The 18,001-nt window shown below is 67.5% G+C and carries 17 protein-coding genes and 1 pseudogene; 13 read left to right on the top strand and 5 right to left on the bottom strand.

Annotated features, from left to right (window positions below; genetic code table 11):
• Positions 1-722 (bottom strand): annotated as a pseudogene (locus AC27IO_RS11795) (sensor domain-containing diguanylate cyclase); the annotation flags it as partial.
• A 300-nt stretch (positions 723-1,022) separates the two neighbouring features.
• Here AC27IO_RS11795 and rpsU point away from each other — a divergent pair.
• The gene (gene rpsU / locus AC27IO_RS11790; protein WP_007833691.1) at positions 1,023-1,235 is read left to right on the top strand and encodes a 30S ribosomal protein S21; all 213 of its coding nucleotides are present in this window, start codon (positions 1,023-1,025) and stop codon (positions 1,233-1,235) included.
• 118 nt (positions 1,236-1,353) lie between these two features.
• Positions 1,354-1,800 (top strand): GatB/YqeY domain-containing protein, encoded by a 447-nt coding sequence (locus tag AC27IO_RS11785; protein WP_284411729.1) that lies wholly within the window; start codon positions 1,354-1,356, stop codon positions 1,798-1,800.
• A 79-nt stretch (positions 1,801-1,879) separates the two neighbouring features.
• Here AC27IO_RS11785 and AC27IO_RS11780 read toward each other — a convergent pair whose 3' ends face one another.
• Positions 1,880-2,830, bottom strand: coding sequence for a LysR substrate-binding domain-containing protein (locus AC27IO_RS11780; RefSeq protein WP_284431538.1), 951 nt, complete (start codon positions 2,828-2,830; stop codon positions 1,880-1,882).
• Between the two features lie 108 nt (positions 2,831-2,938).
• On the opposite strand from AC27IO_RS11780, the gene AC27IO_RS11775 reads away from it, so the two are divergent.
• From AC27IO_RS11775 to AC27IO_RS11745, 7 genes are all read left to right on the top strand, one after another.
• Positions 2,939-4,030 carry a tartrate dehydrogenase gene (locus tag AC27IO_RS11775; RefSeq protein WP_498739054.1) on the top strand — a complete coding sequence of 364 codons (1,092 nt, stop codon included), beginning with the start codon at positions 2,939-2,941 and terminating at the stop codon, positions 4,028-4,030.
• A 672-nt stretch (positions 4,031-4,702) separates the two neighbouring features.
• The gene (gene wecB / locus AC27IO_RS11770) at positions 4,703-5,821 is read left to right on the top strand and encodes a non-hydrolyzing UDP-N-acetylglucosamine 2-epimerase (RefSeq protein ID WP_498739053.1); all 1,119 of its coding nucleotides are present in this window, start codon (positions 4,703-4,705) and stop codon (positions 5,819-5,821) included.
• Between the two features lie 4 nt (positions 5,822-5,825).
• The gene (locus tag AC27IO_RS11765) at positions 5,826-7,130 is read left to right on the top strand and encodes a glycosyltransferase family 2 protein (RefSeq protein ID WP_284431536.1); all 1,305 of its coding nucleotides are present in this window, start codon (positions 5,826-5,828) and stop codon (positions 7,128-7,130) included.
• Positions 7,123-8,178 (top strand): bactofilin family protein, encoded by a 1,056-nt coding sequence (locus tag AC27IO_RS11760; RefSeq protein ID WP_498739052.1) that lies wholly within the window; start codon positions 7,123-7,125, stop codon positions 8,176-8,178. The genes AC27IO_RS11765 and AC27IO_RS11760 overlap by 8 nt, the downstream gene beginning before the upstream one ends.
• Positions 8,175-9,191 carry a hypothetical protein gene (locus tag AC27IO_RS11755; protein WP_498739051.1) on the top strand — a complete coding sequence of 339 codons (1,017 nt, stop codon included), beginning with the start codon at positions 8,175-8,177 and terminating at the stop codon, positions 9,189-9,191. Before AC27IO_RS11760 ends, AC27IO_RS11755 begins: the two co-directional genes overlap by 4 nt.
• Before the next feature lie 31 nt (positions 9,192-9,222).
• Positions 9,223-10,056: a YaiO family outer membrane beta-barrel protein gene (locus tag AC27IO_RS11750; RefSeq protein WP_498739050.1), complete on the top strand. Its 834-nt coding sequence runs from the start codon at positions 9,223-9,225 to the stop codon at positions 10,054-10,056.
• Between the two features lie 11 nt (positions 10,057-10,067).
• Positions 10,068-10,904, top strand: coding sequence for a hypothetical protein (locus AC27IO_RS11745; protein ID WP_317355947.1), 837 nt, complete (start codon positions 10,068-10,070; stop codon positions 10,902-10,904).
• An 80-nt stretch (positions 10,905-10,984) separates the two neighbouring features.
• Here AC27IO_RS11745 and AC27IO_RS11740 read toward each other — a convergent pair whose 3' ends face one another.
• The gene (locus tag AC27IO_RS11740; protein ID WP_498739049.1) at positions 10,985-11,713 is read right to left on the bottom strand and encodes a Crp/Fnr family transcriptional regulator; all 729 of its coding nucleotides are present in this window, start codon (positions 11,711-11,713) and stop codon (positions 10,985-10,987) included.
• 445 nt (positions 11,714-12,158) lie between these two features.
• On the opposite strand from AC27IO_RS11740, the gene AC27IO_RS11735 reads away from it, so the two are divergent.
• Positions 12,159-12,767 (top strand): hypothetical protein, encoded by a 609-nt coding sequence (locus AC27IO_RS11735; protein ID WP_498739048.1) that lies wholly within the window; start codon positions 12,159-12,161, stop codon positions 12,765-12,767.
• 108 nt (positions 12,768-12,875) lie between these two features.
• Here the strand turns inward: AC27IO_RS11735 and AC27IO_RS11730 are convergent, their stop codons facing one another.
• Complete coding sequence (locus tag AC27IO_RS11730; RefSeq protein ID WP_498739047.1) at positions 12,876-13,808, bottom strand: LysR substrate-binding domain-containing protein; 933 nt, start codon at positions 13,806-13,808, stop codon at positions 12,876-12,878.
• A 117-nt stretch (positions 13,809-13,925) separates the two neighbouring features.
• Positions 13,926-14,384, bottom strand: a complete 459-nt coding sequence (locus tag AC27IO_RS11725) for a thioesterase domain-containing protein (RefSeq protein WP_498739046.1) — start codon at positions 14,382-14,384, stop codon at positions 13,926-13,928.
• Positions 14,385-14,533: 149 nt separating this feature from the next.
• Between AC27IO_RS11725 and AC27IO_RS11720 the strand changes: the two genes are divergently transcribed.
• The 3 genes from AC27IO_RS11720 to AC27IO_RS11710 all read left to right on the top strand — a co-directional run.
• Positions 14,534-15,538, top strand: a complete 1,005-nt coding sequence (locus AC27IO_RS11720) for a tripartite tricarboxylate transporter substrate binding protein (RefSeq protein ID WP_284431531.1) — start codon at positions 14,534-14,536, stop codon at positions 15,536-15,538.
• 96 nt (positions 15,539-15,634) lie between these two features.
• Complete coding sequence (locus tag AC27IO_RS11715) at positions 15,635-17,185, top strand: UxaA family hydrolase (protein ID WP_498739045.1); 1,551 nt, start codon at positions 15,635-15,637, stop codon at positions 17,183-17,185.
• Between the two features lie 120 nt (positions 17,186-17,305).
• Positions 17,306-18,001 (top strand): aldehyde dehydrogenase family protein (locus AC27IO_RS11710; protein ID WP_498739055.1); only part of this gene is annotated, 696 nt, incomplete at its 3' end.

The following is an 18,001-nucleotide window of genomic DNA, read 5'->3' as shown; positions in this document are numbered from 1 at the left end:
TTGCCGGCCTGGCGCAAGGCCGCGCGCTGCGCGTCCAGCGCCGCCCGCAGCGCGGGCGAGCCGGCGATGAAGGCCTGGTCGTAGTCGGCATCGATGCCCAGCATCACCGCATCGAGCCGGCCTGCCAGCGTGAGCAGTTCGGCCGCGCGGTGGTCGCCCTGGCGGGCACCGGGCGCATTCAGGAAGGCCGCTGTGTCGTGCGTGACCTGCAGCAACTCCGGAAAGCGCAGCAGGATCAGCGACATCACGTAGTAGCTGTCCAGGTCGGGATCGAGGATCAGGTTGGACTGGTTGCCCACGGTGGTGAGCAGCTCGCGCCCCTGGCGCAGCAGCGGTCCGCGCACCGGCTCGCCCACCCCCCCCTCGCCCGCGGGGTCGCCGGCGGCCGACTGGCGCAACAGCGCCTCGAAGCGCGCAGCCGGCTCGCCGGTCTTGAGCGCGCCGTCGTGCGCGCTGCGAACCGCGGCCAGCCGGTCGATCAGCAGGATGCCCGCAATGCCGTCGCCCTCCATGAACGCCCCCATCAGCCCATCGCGCACCACCGAGGCGTAGGCGGTGCCCACGATCTCCTTGCGCGCGAAATCGATGGCCAGGAATTTCTCGTGGATCAGGATGCCCGAGACGTAGATCACGGCCGTCAAGTCCAGCAGGTAGATGAGCATGAGCTTGCGGCCCACACTGAGCCGGCCCAGCCAGCCCGATACGCGGTGCATGATTGCCATGGTGTCGTGCTTGGGGCCCCGCGCGGGGAAAGAAAGGCGCGGGGCGGTTGCGGGAACGAACGGGGGGATGAATCGAATCAGCGCCACCAGAGCCCCATGCAAATTCCAAGCCAAACGCCCGATGGTCACGCGATCGGAACGCAGCCATGGACAGAGCGGATTACAGGGCTATAATCTTCGGCTTTGCTGGCAATACCCCGTCGGCCAATACTAGTTACAGACGGGGAACCCGCTGCACACGGCATTCAGGCCCGATCTCCTGGATACCCTCTGTGGGCACATTTTGGAAACCATTAGCTAATGACCACCATCCGCGTAAAAGAAAACGAACCCTTTGACGTCGCCCTGCGCCGCTTCAAGCGCACCATCGAAAAGCTCGGCCTGCTGACCGACCTGCGCGCCCGTGAGTTCTACGAGAAGCCCACCGCCGAGCGCAAGCGCAAGAAGGCCGCAGCCGTCAAGCGCCACTACAAGCGCGTTCGCAGCATGCAGCTGCCCAAGAAGCTGTACTAAGCTCTGACAGAGCCGGCCTCACCGCCGCAAAACCCGCGCTAGGGACGCCAAGCGCGGGTTTTTTCGTTTGGGGCACAGCGCGCCACCCCACCCACCCCTGGTTTGAACGGAGAACACCATGAGCCTCAAAGAACAGATCACCGAAGACATGAAGACCGCCATGCGCGCCAAGGACGTCGAGCGACTGGGCACCATCCGCCTGCTGCAGGCGGCGATCAAGCAAAAGGAAGTCGACGAGCGCATCACGCTGGACGACGCCGCCGTCGTCGCCATCCTGGACAAGCTCATCAAGCAGCGCAAGGACTCCATCACCGCCTTCGAAGGCGCGGGCCGCCAGGACCTGGCCGACAAGGAAAAGTCTGAAACGGCCGTGCTGCAGGCCTACCTGCCCGAGCGCATGTCGGCCGACGAAACCCTGGCCGCCGTGAAAGCCATCGTGGCTGAACTGGGTGCCGCGGGCCCCGGCGACATGGGCAAGGTCATGGGCGTGGTGAAGACGCGGCTGGCCGGCAAGGCCGACATGGGCCAGGTCTCCGCCGCCGTGAAGGCCGCGCTGGCCGGCTGATCGGGCCCTCGGGACGCGTGCCATGCGCGTCCTTGCAAAGCGGGGTGCCAGCGCGCTGCACCCCGCCATATCTCCCTCCTCATTCGCCCGTACCGCCCACCGCGCCAATGGGTGCGCCGTCGCCGCCGGCCGCCCACTCCTGGCGGAAGTGCTCCTGCAGAAACTCCACGCACACGCGCACCTTGGCCGACAGATGGAGCCGCGTGGGATAGACGGCCCACACATTCGCCTCCTGCCGCCACTCGGGCAGCACCGGCACCAGATGCCCCGCGCGCAACTGCGGCCCCACGTCCCACAGCGAGCGCAGCGTGATGCCGCGGCCGTCCACGGCCCACTGCACCACCATTTCCCCGTGGTTGGCCGACAGCGGGCCGCGCACCTTCACCGACTCTTCCACGCCGCCGCTGCGCAGGCGCCACACGCCGAACGGGTGGTCACGCTCCTTGATGACGAGGCAGTCGTGGCTGGACAGTTCCGCCAGCGTGCGCGGCGTGCCATGGCGCGCCAGATAGGCGGGCGCCGCGCACAGCACCCGGTGGTTGTCGGCCAGCCGCCGCGCGATGAGGTGCGGCGCGATCTCGTCGCCCACGCGCACGTCCAGGTCGAACCCCTCGCCCGCCACGTCCACCAGCCGGTCGAACACCTCCAGCCGCACCTGCAGGGCCGGATGGCGCTCCACCAGCCGCGACAACGCCGGCGCCACCACGCGCCGCCCGAAGCCGAAACTGCAGCTCACCCGCAGCAGGCCGCGTGGCTCGCGCCGCGTCACGGCCACCTCCTGCAGCAACTGGTCCACATCGTCCAGGATGCGCTGCGCCCAGTGGAAGACGCGCTCGCCCTCCTCCGTCACCACCACGCGGCGCGTGGTGCGGTGCAGCAGCTTGACGGCCAAATCCTCCTCCAGCAGTCGGATGCGCTTGCTCACATAGGCGGGCGATGTGCCCAGCTCGGTCGCAGCCTCGCCGAAGCTCGATTTGCGCACCACCACGGTGAACACGCGCAGGTCGTCGTTGGAAGGAATTTTGTGCACGAAGTGTGAAGAATGAGACCACAGGCGGCGGATTGTATTTTGCGAGGCACTGCCGAACAATGCCCCCATCCGGCACCTGCCGCTCTGCTTTTTTCCACAAGGACCCCCATGCAGAAAACCAAGTACCAGATCGCCGTGATTCCCGGCGACGGCATCGGCAAGGAAGTCATGCCCGAAGGCCTGCGGGCCATCCAGACCGCCGCCGAGCGCTTCGGCTTCGAACTGGAATGCCGCACCATCGACTGGGCCAGCTGCGACTACTACGCCGCCCACGGAAAAATGATGCCCGACGACTGGAAGGCCCAGCTCGCCGGCGTGGACGCCATCTTCTTCGGCGCCGTCGGCTGGCCCGCCACCGTGCCCGACCATGTGTCCCTATGGGGCTCGCTGCTCAAGTTCCGCCGCGAGTTCGACCAGTACATCAACCTGCGCCCCGTGCGCCTCTTCGAAGGCGTGCCGTGCCCCCTGGCCGGCAGGAAGCCCGGCGACATCGACTACTTCGTCGTGCGCGAGAACACCGAGGGCGAATACACGTCGCTGGGCGGCATCATGTACGAGGGCACCGACCGCGAGATCGTCATCCAGGAATCGGTCTACTCGCGCCACGGCGCCAACCGCCTCTTGAAGTTCGCCTTCGACCTGGCGCAAAGCCGCGCCAAAAAACACGTGACCCTCGCCACCAAGAGCAACGGCATCGCCATCAGCATGCCCTGGTGGGACGCCCGCGCCGACGACATCGCCAAGGCCTACCCCGAGGTCACGCTGGACAAGCAGCACATCGACATCCTCACCGCGCGCTTCGTGCTGCAGCCCGGGCGCTTCGACGTGGTCGCGGCCACCAACCTGTTCGGCGACATCCTCAGCGACCTGGGGCCCGCCACCACCGGCACCATCGGCCTGGCGCCTTCGGCCAACCTGAACCCCGAGCGCACCTTCCCCAGCCTGTTCGAGCCCGTGCACGGCTCGGCGCCGGACATCTACGGCCAAAATATCGCCAACCCCATCGCCATGATCTGGTCGGGCGCGCTGATGCTGGACTTCTTGACGCAAGGCCAGGGCGCGGGACGGCAGGCGCACGATGCCATCGTGGCGGCGATCGAAGAGGTCATCAGGACCGGACCGAAGACGCCCGACTTAGGGGGCACGGCCAACACCACCCAGGTGGGCGAGGCCATCGCGGCACACATCGCACGGGCCTGATCCACGCGCGGCACGCCTTCAACGAGGGCGCTGCCAGCGCCTCTTTCCAACGCAGGTCCTGTCCTCCCTGCCAGCCGGGCAGGCGCTTGCCGCGGCAGCGGCAGAGGCGGACGCCGGGGCGCGCATGGCCGCTCGGGTCACGCCTTCGCGCCGCATGCCAGGCACGTCAGCGATCCGCTCCCTCGCCATGACCTGCCAGCAGCCCTGGCTTCGGCCCGTGCTCAGCCAAGGGCCAACGGCCCCATCTCCGATCCAGCACATGCGGCCGATGGCACGCGGCCGTGTGCAACCTTGCACAGCCGTACGTCCTGGCGCGTCCAGGCCGCCAACGCGGGCACGGCTTCGCACGCAACGCAACCCCGCATTCATTCCCTGAGCCCTCCCTGAAACGGTGCCGGGCAGGCGCTCCACCGCCACGCGCCTGCGGCACCCGCCCCTTCTCTTTCACCCAGGCGGCGATGGCGGCCCACGCCTACAACGCTATGTGGGTCAGCAAACAGACCGCGTTCCAACCCGCACGCACCATCGCCCGTGCCGTGCAAAAGGAGAGCGGGCCGATGGAGCATGGGCTCTGGCCACTCCACTGCAGCGCGCGCGCCGGCACTGCGACGTCCCTCCGGGATGCCTGGCTTTTTCCTCTCTCCCACCCCCGACACCGCAAAGGATCGAGCCATGCAGGACATTCTCATCGTCTCGGGCACGCGCCCCGAGATCATCAAGCTGGCGCCCCTGTACCACGCGCTGCGGGCCCTCAGCTGGGCCCGCGTGCATTGGCTGCACACGGGCCAGCACGACGAAATGGCCATCCAGATGCTGGATTGCTTCACCATCCGGCCGGACATCGTGCTCCACCGCGAAGGCAGCACCCTGCAGGAATTCAGCGCCGGCTGCCGCCGCCAGATCGACGCGGTGCTGCAGGCGAAAGACTACGCGCTGGTCATCGTGCAGGGCGATACCGAATCCGCGTTCACAGGGGCCTTGGCGGGCTTTTACCGTGGCCTGCCGGTGGCCCACGTGGAGGCGGGGCTGCGCACCTACAACCTGGCGCGGCCCTTTCCCGAAGAAGGGCTGCGCCAGATGATCAGCCGGCTCGCGCAGTTCCACTTTCCGCCCACCTCGCGCTCACGCACCGCACTGCGGTCGGAGGGCATTCCCGACGAACGCATCCACGTGACGGGCAACACCGTGGTGGATGCGCAGCACTGGACCTGCACCCACCACGGGGTGCGCCGCCGCGCCGCAGGGCGGGGGCACCTGCTGGTCACCTTCCACCGGCGCGAGAGCTGGGGCGAAGGCGTGCGCGGCATCTGCCGCGCCATCGCCGATCTGGCGCGGCAGAACCCCGGGCTGCAGGTGCTGTTTCCGGTGCACAAGAACCCCGTGGTGCGCGAGCCGGTGCAGGCGCTGCTGGGCGGCATCGCCAACATCCGGCTGAGCGATCCGCTCGATTACATGGACATGCAGCAGGCGCTCGCCGACGCCTGGCTGCTGCTCACGGACTCGGGCGGGCTGCAGGAAGAGGCCCCGACCTTCGGCGTGCCCGTGCTGGTGCTGCGTGACGAAACCGAGCGGCCCGAGGCCGTGCAGGCCGGTTGTGCGCTGCTCATCGGACCGTCCTACGACGCCATCGTCTCGCACGTCACGCGGCTGCTGGGCGACCCCCAGGCGCACCGGCGAATGGCGCAGGTGCACAGCCCCTTCGGCGACGGCCAGGCATGCCAGCGCATCGTCTCCGTGCTGGCGAGCCACCTGGCGCCCGCGGCACCCATGCCCTTGCCCCTGGCGGCCTGACACCATGCATCCGCTCGGACTTCTTCCCGCCTATTCGGCGCAGCCGGTCGCCGCCGTAATGGCCTACCTGCTCATGTTCGTGGTGCTGTTCATGGTGCTGTACGGCATCCGGCACTTCGCGTTCACCATGAGCCGGCTCGTCGGCACACAGCGCCATCCCTATCTGGACATCGCGGTGGCCCAGTGGCCCATGATCACCGTGTTCATTGCCGCGCACAACGAAGAGAAGGTCATCGCCGGCTGCATCGAGGCGCTTCTCAAGACCGACTACCCCGCCGACCGCATGATGATCATTCCGGTGAACGATCGCTCCAGCGATGCGACGGCGCAGATCATCAACGGCTACGACGAACGGTTCCCGTCCCGGCTGGCCCCCTTTCACCGAACCAGCGGCAAGCCGGGCAAGTCGGCGGCGCTCAAGGACGCACTGCGCTTTGCCGAAGGCGACATCGCCATCATCTTCGATGCCGACTACGTACCCGGGCGCGGGCTCCTCAAGCAACTGGTGGCGCCCTTCTTCGATCCGGAAGTGGGTGCGGTGATGGGCCGCGTGGTGCCCGTCAACAGCGGTGCGAACCTGCTGACCCGCTTGCTGGACCTGGAGCGCTCGGCCGGCTACCAGGTCGACCAGCAGGCGCGCATGAACATGAACCTGATGCCGCAGTACGGCGGCACCGTGGGCGGCGTTCGCATGTCGGCGGTGGAGGCCGTGGGCGGCTGGCACGACGACACGCTGGCCGAGGACACCGACATCACCTTCCGGCTCATGTTCAACGGCTGGAAGACGGTCTACACCAACCGCTCGGAGTGCTACGAGGAAGTGCCCGAGGAATGGCCCGTGCGCATCAAGCAGGTCAAGCGCTGGGCCAAGGGGCACAACCAGGTGCTGGCGCGGCACTGGTGGAAGTTCGTCACCAGCCCCTACCTCACGCTGGGCCAGCGCGTGGACGGAATGCTGCTGCTGTTCGTCTTCGTGATCCCGCTCATCATGCTGGCCGGCTGGTGCCTGGCGCTGGGGCTGTACTTCCTCAACGCGGGGTCGCTGCTGTCGCAACTGATCCCCGTGTTCGCGCTGATGGTCTACGGCACGCTGGGCAACTTCGCCGCGTTCTTCGAAATCGTCATCGCGGTGCTGATCGATGGCAACCGCAGGCGCCTGCGGCTGCTGCCATTGAACATGCTGGGCTTCATGGTGAGCCTGTTCGCCATCTCCGGCGCCGTGTGGAGCCTGCTTCTGGACGCTCTCTTCAAGCGCGAGATGGTGTGGGACAAGACGGCGCGTTACCGCAACGAGGTCAAAAATGCCTGAATACCCTTCCATGCTGCTGGCCTTCGCGACGGCCTGCGCCGCGCTGTTCTTGCTGCCTTTCGTGCCGGCCATCCGCGAATGGCGCCGCCCGACCGACAGCGCGGCCCTGCTGGTTCCACCCGACCATGCGGCCGACATCGACCACTTTGCCCGGCGGCTGCGCGCCGACGCGCAGGCCCGGCTCGGCCACGGCGAGTCCACGGGGTACGAGTCCTTCGACCTGATCCCGCCCGACGCCGCGCCTGCGGCATGGGCCAGCGCCCGGGCCCGCCTGCTGGCATGCGGCGATGTGACGACGCCCGCGGCCATCGTCGCGCTGCAGCCCGTGTTCGTGGAAGGCAGCATGCACGTGGGTGCCGGCAGCGCGTTCTCCAGCCTCTATGCCACGCGCGACCTGGAGTTGGGTAACGGCAGCAAGATCGCCGATTGGGCGCATGCCGACGGAGAGCTGCGCCTGGGCCCCGGCAGCACGGCCCTGCGGCGCGTGTCCGCGGGCGCGGCGGTGAAGCTGGCCGCCCCCTGCTGGTTCGAGCGGCTCCACGCGCCCGTGGTGCGGCTGGGAGGCCCGGACACGGGTCAGCCCTCCACGGCCGCGCCAACCCCCACGCCACCGGCCCAGCAGACGGCCAGCTATGCCACGCTGGCGCACGCCATCCAGCGGACCCCGCAGCTGTACATGGTGCGGGGTGACTGCACGCTGGCAGAGCACTCCATCTACCGTGGCTCCCTGGTGGTGACGGGGTTCCTCACCATCAGCCCCTTCACCACCGTGGTCGGCGACATCAAGGCGCGCGGCGGCATCACGCTGGGCGAAGGGGCCGTCGTGCACGGCGCCATCACCTGCGAGCAGTCCGTGTACCTGCTGCCCGGCGCGCTCGCGCTCGGGCCGGTGGTGTGCGAAGGCGATGTGATGCTCGGCGCGCGCACCGTGGTCGGGTTACCCGATGCGCTGACAACGGTGAGCGGGCGTTGCATCGTGGCGGAGGAAGGCGCGGTCGTGCACGGCACGCTCTGGGCCCACGAGATCGGCATGGTGAAGCAGGCATGAACACCCGCCTCTCCCGCGCCCTGCACGCCCTGGCCGCCATCGCGTTATTGCCCCTGCCCTTCGCCCACGCCGCAGGCATCGCCAGCAGGGCGGGCGCGGCCACGCCGCTGGACCTGCAGGCGTACGGCGGCGACAGCGGCGCCATCACCATCCTGCATGGCGGCGCGGCCAGCGACCCCTACTTCACGCTGCAGGCCCTGCTGCTCGCACACGACAACGGCCTGGACATCCAGGGCCCGGCCGTCCGGTTCGCGGACTGGCTGGTGCCGCAGCAAAAACCCGACGGCACGTTCGACCGCTTCTGCCGCGATGACGGCGGTGGGTGGAAGGCCTGCAAGACCGCCGATGCCGACGACTCGCTGCTGGCGATGTGGCTCAGGCTGCTGCAGGCCATGCCGGCGCACGTGAAAGCCTCGCCCGCCCTGCGCAAGAGCCAGACCACCAGCCGGGCGGCGCTGGCCCACCTCTACCAGCCCTCGCGCGGGATCTACATGGTGTCACCGGTGTACCTGCACGGCCTGTTCATGGACAACCTGGAGGTCTGGTCGCTGCGCGTGCGCGAGCCCCTGAGCGCGCCGGGCGCCGAGCCGTCCGAGCGGCTGGCGCAGGCCATCCACGACACTTTCTGGGACCCGGTGAACCGCCGTTTCCTGGTGTCCACGCAGATGGAGCAGCGCGCGCAGCCGGCGGCCTTCTACCCGGACCACGTAGCCCAGCTGTTTCCGCTGATGGTGGGCTTTCCCCTGCTGCCGGACTCGGCCGACGCCCATTACCGCGACTGGATGCGCCGGCACCGAAGCGAGTGGCTGGCCCAGGGCCAGACCGACTACCCGTGGGGAATCATCGCCGTGCTGGCGCTGCGCCGCAACGACCCGGACACCGCCCGCTGCTGGGTGCGCCACAGCGCCCCGCTGCGGCATTCGGCCCGCTGGGCGGTCACCGACGAAGTGTCCTTCCAGATCCTGGCCAGCAAGGGAGTGGACGCCGCCCCTCCCGCGGCCGCCTGCCGCTAGCCGACCCGACCGCCCCATTGGAGCCCCCCGCATGCAACGCCACCCGGCCCTTCCCTTTCTCTGGCTGCTTGCCCTGTGCGCGCCCGCGCCCGGCCTGGCCCAGGCACCCGCCACAGGCCAGGACCTGATCATCCCCGCGCCGCCCGCACCCGTCGAAGAGCGCACCCGCAGCCTGCAGCTCAGCGCGGGGACGCAGCACCTGAGCGGCCCCTACGGCAACTGGCGCGACATGACGCTCACCGGCGGATGGGGCCTGCCCGGCCACGTGCTGCAGGGCGAGCTGTCTTCGCACCGGCGCTTCGGCGTGGGCGGCACCTACCTGGGCGTGGGCGATACATACCGCTTCGACGAAGACTGGTACGGCTCGGCGACCCTCGGCGCTGGCGACGGTGCGTTCTACCTGCCCAAGTACCGCATGGACGCCACGCTGAACCGCAAATTTCTGACCGACCGCCGGCTGGTGGGCACCCTGGGCGCGGGCTACTACAGGGCGCCGGACGGGCACTCCGACCGCAGCGTGCTGCTGGGGGCCACCTACTACTTCGAGGCACCGTGGATCGTCGAGGGCGGCGTGCGCTTCAACGAAAGCGCCCCGGGCAGCGTGAACACGCGCCAGCACTTCGTGGCCCTGACCTGGGGCCGCGCCAAGGCCGACCTGGTGACCGCGCGGGTCGGCTGGGGGGGCGAAGGCTATCTGGCCACGGGCCCGGCCACGCAGCTGGTCAACTTCGACAGCCGCGAGGCCAGCATCGCCTGGCGGCACTGGATCGACCAGAACACCGGCCTGTTGCTGGCCATGAACCGCTACAGCAACCCGCTGTACCGGCGGGTGGGCGCCACCGTCGGCCTGTTCCACGATTTCTGAGCGGAGACGCCATGACACCAACCACCCCCATCCCGGTAGATGCCGCGCATCCGCACGGCCGCGCCTTCGCCGCCACCTTCGAGGCGTTGCGCGAAACCGGCAGGCAGGTGCACAGCCGCCCGCACCGCTCCATGACCCCCCTCAAGGTCACGCCCTTCCTGCTGATCCAGGCCATCGTGCTGCCCGCGGCGCTGTGCGCGCTGCTGTTGTGGGGGCGGCGCGAGCTGTTCGACTTCTGGCGGGACGTCATCGTGTTCTGGTCGCAGGCCCTGGACATTCCTTTGCAGCGATTGCTGATCGATGGCCGCGTGGGCTCGGACGGCATGGCGCTCACCGCGGGCGCGAGCGACCGCCCCCTGCCCGGCATGGCCGGCATGGCGGCCGCGGCGGCCATGGTGGTGGCGCTGCTCGGGGCCTCGCTGCGGATGCGCAAAGCCAGCCTGCCCCTCAAGTACCCGATGCGCATCATCGGCGTGGTGCAGGCGTTCGCGCTGGCCTACTTCTGGTTCATCCCGCAGCATTTTCCGTACACGATTTCCCGGCACAGCGAAGAGTTGATGTTCATCGGCTATGTGATGATGGTCGCCACGCCGGTGATGCTGGGCGCGGGCTACTACATCCTGAACGAAAGCCTGCTGTCGAAGGTGGGCAACACCCTGGCGATCCTGGCGTTCTTCGCGTTGCTCATCCCCCACCAGGTCATGGCGCAGGCCTTCCTCATGCACCACCTGTCGGTGCTCTACATGCCGGTGCTGTACATCTGCTTCGGCGCGGTGTTCGATGCGCTCGTGTTTGTCGCCCTGTACTCCTGGGCCATGAGCGACGTATCGCCCAACGCCATGCGCTGAGACAGATAAAGGATCAAGGAAGGCCAGCGCGCCGCCCGGCCGGGCGCGCGGCCCGCACGAGTGGCCCCGCAACGAACCGCTCAGAGGCTGTGCGAGGGCGGCAACAGCCGGTCGTACTCGCGCTTGACCACGGCGTAGCACTCGCACGAGCGCTGCTCCAGCGCGGGCCGGTCCAGCACCTCGATGCGCCCGCGCGTGTAGCGGATCAGCCCGGCCTTCTGCAGCTTCATGGCCGCTTCCGTCACGCCTTCGCGCCGCACGCCCAGCATGCCCGCGATCAGCTCCTGCGTCATGACGAGTGTGCTGCCCTCCAGCCGGTCCAGGCTGAGCAGCAGCCAGCGGCACAGTTGCTGGTCCAGCATGTGGTGGCGATTGCAGACCGCGGTCTGCGACATCTGCGTGATGAGTGCCTGGATGTAGCGCAGCAGCAGCGGCAGGATGGCCGGATTGGCCACGTCGCCGCGGATGCGATCGGCCCGGATGCGAAAGGCCCGGCCGGCACTCTGCACCACGGCCCGGCTCAGGATCGACCCGCCCCCCATGAAGAGGGAAATGCCTACCACGCCTTCCCGCCCCACGACGGCGATCTCCGCGGAGGAGCCGTCCTCCATCACATACAGCAGCGACACGATGGCGGTGGCCGGAAAGTAGATGTGCCGCACCGCCGCGCCGGACTCGTACAGCACCTGCCCCAGCGGAAGCTCGAGCACATCGATGAGGGGCAGCCAGCGCTGCAGGTCGTCTGCGGCCATCGCATGCAGTATTCCGTTGCTGGAGACGTCGTCAGGTTGCAGTGGCACGCGGGACATATTTTTGACTTGTTCGCTGGGATGTGTTTCAAAAAGTATATGGACAACGTGGTAGACGTTATGTGCGGTGGCGCACATAAGGGGCTTTGTTGCGGAAAGGCCCTCGTCTGGAATTTGGCACATACCACGGTTCGTTAAGAGACGTCGATGCTGGCCACTGACAACGCCAGGGATACGGCTTGGCGTACACGACTCCATCGCTACGGCGATCAAGGAAGTGGCAGGACCTGCGCCGACGATGTCGGATTTTGGATGGCCACCATGCGGTCGGCGATGCGATCAGGCGGCTCGAGTTGATTGCAAAATATTGGACTTGCCGGATGGGTCAGATCGCTCTGGCTCATCTTCATTCTGGGATCACGTTTCGCCAACTTTTTCGGGACATCGGTGAGCGATAAAAATCCAGATTCAACGCAAGTAACTGCACCACTATTAAAAAATTCATATGAAAATCAGCCGCCGCGCACTTATTGCTTCTGGAGCCATCACCCTGACAGGCTGCGCAAACCGCATCGACCGCCAACTCTACTACAAAGAAATTTTCAAATCACTCGCAATATCTCCCGACGGAGACACCCTGGCAATCATTGGGCGCGAATTTGATTATATCTTCAAGCCACCCGCAAACCTCATTGCAGCGATTAAATCAAATCTACATTCACAACTCTCCGCCAGCTTCAACACTTTCGAATTGGATTCAGAAACAGAAATTAAGGGCGAGTGGACACTTCAATTCAACAAAGAAAAAAATCAATCCAAAGAAATTGCCGACACGGCACGCGCTCTTGGTTTCGCCGACACTGGCAATCGTTACGTCTTAAGTGGCAGCATCGAAGGTACGCGTTTTTTAAAAAACCCTGGCACACGTACTGGAGAATTACAAGCAACCAACCAGACCTACGTCGTACAAGTCTCGCCTTCATCCAAATTTCAATCGAGCAGAAATCTAACATCGTCGCCCATCTCACAAGGCGGGGATGGGGCCTTGATCATCGGCTTCATCATACTATTACCACTCATTTTAATAATCAATCCATGCATCACCTGCAGGTAAAAATTCCATTACACCCCTTATCTTAAAAATAGATATTTTTAAATATTTCCTCTATCAATTTTCAACCAGGTTAATAGTCATCGTCGCCTCTGGGTCACAAAGAGCGATTTACTCTCTCCTCCCCACCTCCCTCAAACACCCCACCAACGCCTGCGTCACCGGCGTCCCCTCCACCCCCCGCATCCGGATCAGCCCCACCGGCGGCAACTCGATCTCCACCGGCGCCTTCACCACCGCCAGCATCCCCTGCTCCGCGAAATGCCGCGCCACCGTGCGCGCCATGAAGGCCACGGCGCCGCGCTGGTGCAAGAAGGTGATCTGCGACAGGAACGACGCCGACTCCACGATGTCGGCCGGCGGGTGCAGGTCGTGCGCGAAGAACTGCTGCTCCAGCTTCACGCGCAGCGAGGCCCAGGGCGGGGGCAGCACGCAGGGCTGCCCGGCGATGTCGGCCCAGCGGGGCTTGCGCTTCGTGGCCAGGGGATGGCCCGGCCGCACGACGGCGACCATGGGGTCGTCGTAGAGGGCCTCGGTTTCCAGGTCGGGCGAGGCGTAGCCTGGCTCCAGGCGACCGACGAACAGGTCCAGCTCGCCCAGGCGCAGCTTTGGCAGCAAGCGCGTCAGGTCGCCCTCTTCGATCAGCACGGTGGTGTGGCGGGACCGGGCCTTGAGCTTTTCCACGGCCTGCGCCAGCAGCACGGGCGTGGCGGCCACCATGGCGCCCACGCTGGTGCGGCCGCGCGCGCCGCTGGCCTCGGCGGCGATCTCGTCGCGGGTGCGGTCGTAGCCGGCCAGCACGGACCGCGCGAAGCGCACCACGCTCGCACCGGCCGCGGTGGGCTCGGTGCCGCGCGTGGAGCGGTCGAACAGCGGCAGGCCGAACATGCGCTCGATCTCGGCCAGGGTCTTGGAGACGGCGGGCTGGGTGACGGAGAGGAAATCCGCCGCGCGGCCGACGTGGCGAAACTGGTCCAGCGCCACGAGCATCTGCAGGTGCCGCAGCTTGAGGTTGGAGCGTAAAACGCGGTCGATCTGGCTCATGGGGCGTGGGCGTGGAAGGTGGTTGAAGGAAAGGACAGGACAGGAAAGGAAGCCGCAGGTGGGCGATGCAGCACGTGCACCGGGGCACAGGCCGGCACGGGCCGGCCGCCGCTCCGGTCAGCGGTGCAGCACGAACTGCCCGGTGAACTGCACCGCATCGTCCTCGCTGCCCTCGGCCCGGACGTGGGTGTGCAGCGCCAGCCGCGCGCGGCCGCGGCGCTGGTACGTGGTGATGAAGGTGCGCCACAAGGCCGGGTCGGGCGCTTCGCAGATCGCCACCGCGGCCCCGCGCACGGGCAGCGGGTAGCGGATGTGGCTCTCCTGGATCACGATGTGGCCGCCTTCGATGCCCGCCTCCCGCAGGCGCAGGTGCAGCCAGCCCCAGCCGGCCAGCACGGCGCCGCAATACAGGCTGCCACCAAACATGGTGCTTTTGTGGTTGACGTTGGGCTCCAACGGCAGATGCAGGTGCAGCGCGTGGCCCTCCCAGCGCAGCACGGTCAGGCCCATGTCGCGGGTGAGCGGGATGTCGTGGTGCAGCACCTGCTGCAAGGCCTCGGTCGGCTCGGTGGTCATCGGTGCGTCCTTTCAACGAGGGGAAGGTGCCGTTCGTCTTCATAACCTGCAGGCTATGAAGCGAGTCTGCTAATTCATTGGAAAGCAATGATTGTCTGCCCAAGAATCCGGCCTGTGCTTTCCCGATAAAAAACAGACCGGAGACATCGATGAATTCTTCCCGCCCCCTGCAGCGGCGCCAGTTCGTGCTGGGCGCCGCCGGCGCGGCCGCGCTGGCCGCAACGTCCACCCTCCTTCCCTCCCGCGCCCTGGCCAATGGCTATCCCGAGCGCCCGATCACCTTCATCTGCCCCTGGCCGGCCGGCGGCACGGCCGACCAGTCGATGCGCACGCTGTGCACGGTGGCCGGCCGCATCCTGGGCCAGGCGGTGGCGGTGGAAAACCGCGCCGGGGCCTCCGGCATGATCGGCTCGAAGGCCCTGGCCTCCGCCCGGCCGGACGGCTACACGATCGGGCAGATCCCGATCTCGGTCACGCGGTTCTCGCAACTGGGCACCCTGCAGGCCGATCCGCGCAAGGACTTCACCTACCTCGCTCGCACCTCGGGCCAGACCTTCGGCATCGCGGTGCCGGCCGATTCGCGGTTCAAGACGCTGCAGGACTTCGTGCAGCACGCCAAGGCGAACCCCGGCCAGGTGACCTATGCGCACGCGGGGGTGGGCGGTGCCACGCACGTGGGCATGGAAGAATTCGCCAGCGTGGCGGGCATCCGCCTGAACCACGTGCCGTTCAAGGGCGGCGCCGAAGCGCTGCAGGGCGTGCTGGGCGGCCATGTGGATGCGCTGGCCGATTCCAGCTCGTGGGCGCCGCATGTCGAGGCCGGCAAGCTGCGCCTGCTGGCCACCTGGGGCGAGCAGCGCACCGCGCGCTTCAAGGACACGCCCACGCTGCGCGAGCTGGGCTACGACGTGGTGGTGGATGCGCCCAACGGCATCGGCGCGCCCAAGGGGCTGGACCCGGCCATTGCGGCGAAGCTGCGCGAGGCCTTCCGCCAGGCCGTGGCGAGCCCCGAGTTCAAGGCCGTGGCCGACCGGCTCGATGCGCCGCTGCTTTACCTGGACGGCCCCGACTACGAAAAATACGTGAACACGGTCTACGCCAAGGAGACCGTGCTGATCGACAAGCTCAAGCTGCGCGAGCTGATGAAGAGCTGATGCCGAGCGAACGGGCGGCGGCATCGCAGCCGCCGCGCCGCCCCACCCCGCGAGAGCGCGCCGCTCCCGAAGCGCCCCCACCCGAAAGCCCCACCGATGAACGCCATTGCGCCGCTCCCCGCCCCCACCGACAGCCCGCTGCTGCACCTGCACCCCAACGACAACGTGCTGGTGGCCAAGTCGGCACTGGCGATCGGGCAGGCCATCGCCGAACTGGGCGTGCGCACGCGCGCCCAGGTGCCGGCGGGCCACAAGATCGCCGCGCGGCGCATCGCGCAGGGCGAGCAGGTGAAGAAGTACGACACGGTGATCGGCGTGGCCACGCGCGACCTGGAGCCGGGCGACTACGTGCACAGCCACAACATCGAGCTGGTCGATTACTACCGCGACCCGGCTTTCGGTGCGGACGTGCGGCCGGTGGCCTATGTGCCGCAAGCCGAGCGCGCCACGTTCCAGGGCTTCGTGCGCGAGGACGGCAGCGTGGGCACGCGCAACTTCATCGGCATCCTGTCGTCGGTGAACTGCTCGGCCACGGTCATCAAGCAGATCGCCGCGCACTTCACGCCCGAGCGGATGAAGGCCTTCCCGCACGTCGATGGCGTGGTGGCGTTCGCGCAGACGAGCGGCTGCGGCATGTCGTCGCCCAGCGAGCATTTCGACGTGCTGCGCCGCACGATCGCGGGGTATGCGCGCCACCCCAATCTGGCGGGCGTGCTGATCGTGGGCCTGGGCTGCGAGCGCAACCAGGTCGATGGGCTGGTGGATTCGCAAGGATTGCAGCGCGGGCGCCTGATGCGCACGCTGGTGATGCAGGAGGTGGGCGGCACGCGCGCCACCATCGCCGCGGGCGTGGAGGCGATCGAGGCGATGCTGCCCGCCGCCAACGCCGCGCGGCGCAGCACGGTGAGCGCCAGCCACCTCAAGATCGGGCTGGAGTGCGGCGGCTCGGACGGGTTCTCGGGCATCACGGCCAATCCGGCGCTGGGCGCGGCGATGGACGTGCTGGTGCGCCACGGCGGCACGGCCATCCTGTCGGAAACGCCGGAGATCCATGGCGTGGAGTTCATGCTCACGCGCCGGGCGATCACGCCCGAGGTGGGGCAAAAATTGCTGGACCGCCTGGCCTGGTGGGAGCGCTACGCGGCCGGGCAGAACGCGCAGTTCAACGGCGTGGTGGGCCACGGCAACCAGGCCGGAGGGCTGGCGAACATCTTCGAAAAGTCGCTCGGCTCGGCGATGAAGGGCGGCAACACGCCGCTGCGCGCGGTGTACGAATACGCCGAGCGCATCGACGAGAGCGGCTTCGTCTTCATGGATTCGCCGGGCTACGACCCGGTGGCGGCCACGGGGCAGATCGCCAGCGGCGCGCAGCTGATCTGCTTTACCACCGGGCGCGGCTCGATGTTCGGCAGCAAGCCGGCGCCGACGATCAAGCTGGCCAGCAACACGGCCATGTACCAGCGGCTGGAGGAAGACATGGACATCAACTGCGGCGTGATCCTGGACGGCGAACTGACGGTGCCCGAGATGGGCCAGCGCATCTTCGAGCAGATCCTGCGGCACGCAAGCGGCGGCGCCACCAAGAGCGAGCTGCTGGGCCTGGGCGACCACGAGTTCGTGCCGTGGCACCTGGGCATCGTGAGCTGACCCTGGCTGAACCGGGCCAGGCACAATCACTACAAAATTGATAGCACGATGCCCTAGTGTCATTTGCACTGGAGCCCGATTTCATTCCAACCCCATTCCGTCCCTGCCATGCCCCTGACCCTGCCCCTGACTCTCCACCGCCCCGACCTGATCCGCAGCGCCAACTTCATCGCAGGCCAGTGGCACCCCGGCCCCGGCGCGCTGCTGCCCGTGACCGACCCGGCCACCGGCACCGTGATCACCGAAGTGCCCGACTCCGGCGCCCCCGAGGCCCGGGCCGCGCTGGAGGCCGCCCATGCCGCTTTTCCTTCCTGGCGCCAGGTGCCGGCCAAGCAGCGCGCGGCCATCATCAAGCGCTGGAACGATCTGGTGCTGGCCCACCAGGACGACCTGGGCGCGCTCATCTCGCTGGAGCAGGGCAAGCCCCTGGCCGAGGGCAAGGGCGAGGTGGCCTATGCCGCCAGCTACATCGAATGGTTCGGCGAACAGGCCACGCGCATGAACGGCGAGGTCATCCCCGCCCCCGTGCCCGGCCGGCGCATGTTCGCCCTGAAGGAGCCCGTGGGCGTGGTGGCCGCCATCACCCCGTGGAACTTTCCCGCCGCGATGATCGCCCGCAAGATCGCCCCGGCCCTGGCCGCCGGCTGCACCGTGGTCTGCAAGCCGGCCGAGGACACGCCCCTCACGTCGCTGGCCCTGGTGCTGCTCGCCCACGAGGCCGGGGTGCCGCCGGGCGTGCTGAACATCGTCACCGCCTCGCGCGAGAAGACGCCCGAGGTGGTGGACGTGTGGCTGGACGATGCGCGCGTGCGCAAG

Source organism: Acidovorax sp. KNOB132 (genome assembly GCF_057541515.1).
This window is presented reverse-complemented; position numbering and strand designations above follow the sequence as displayed.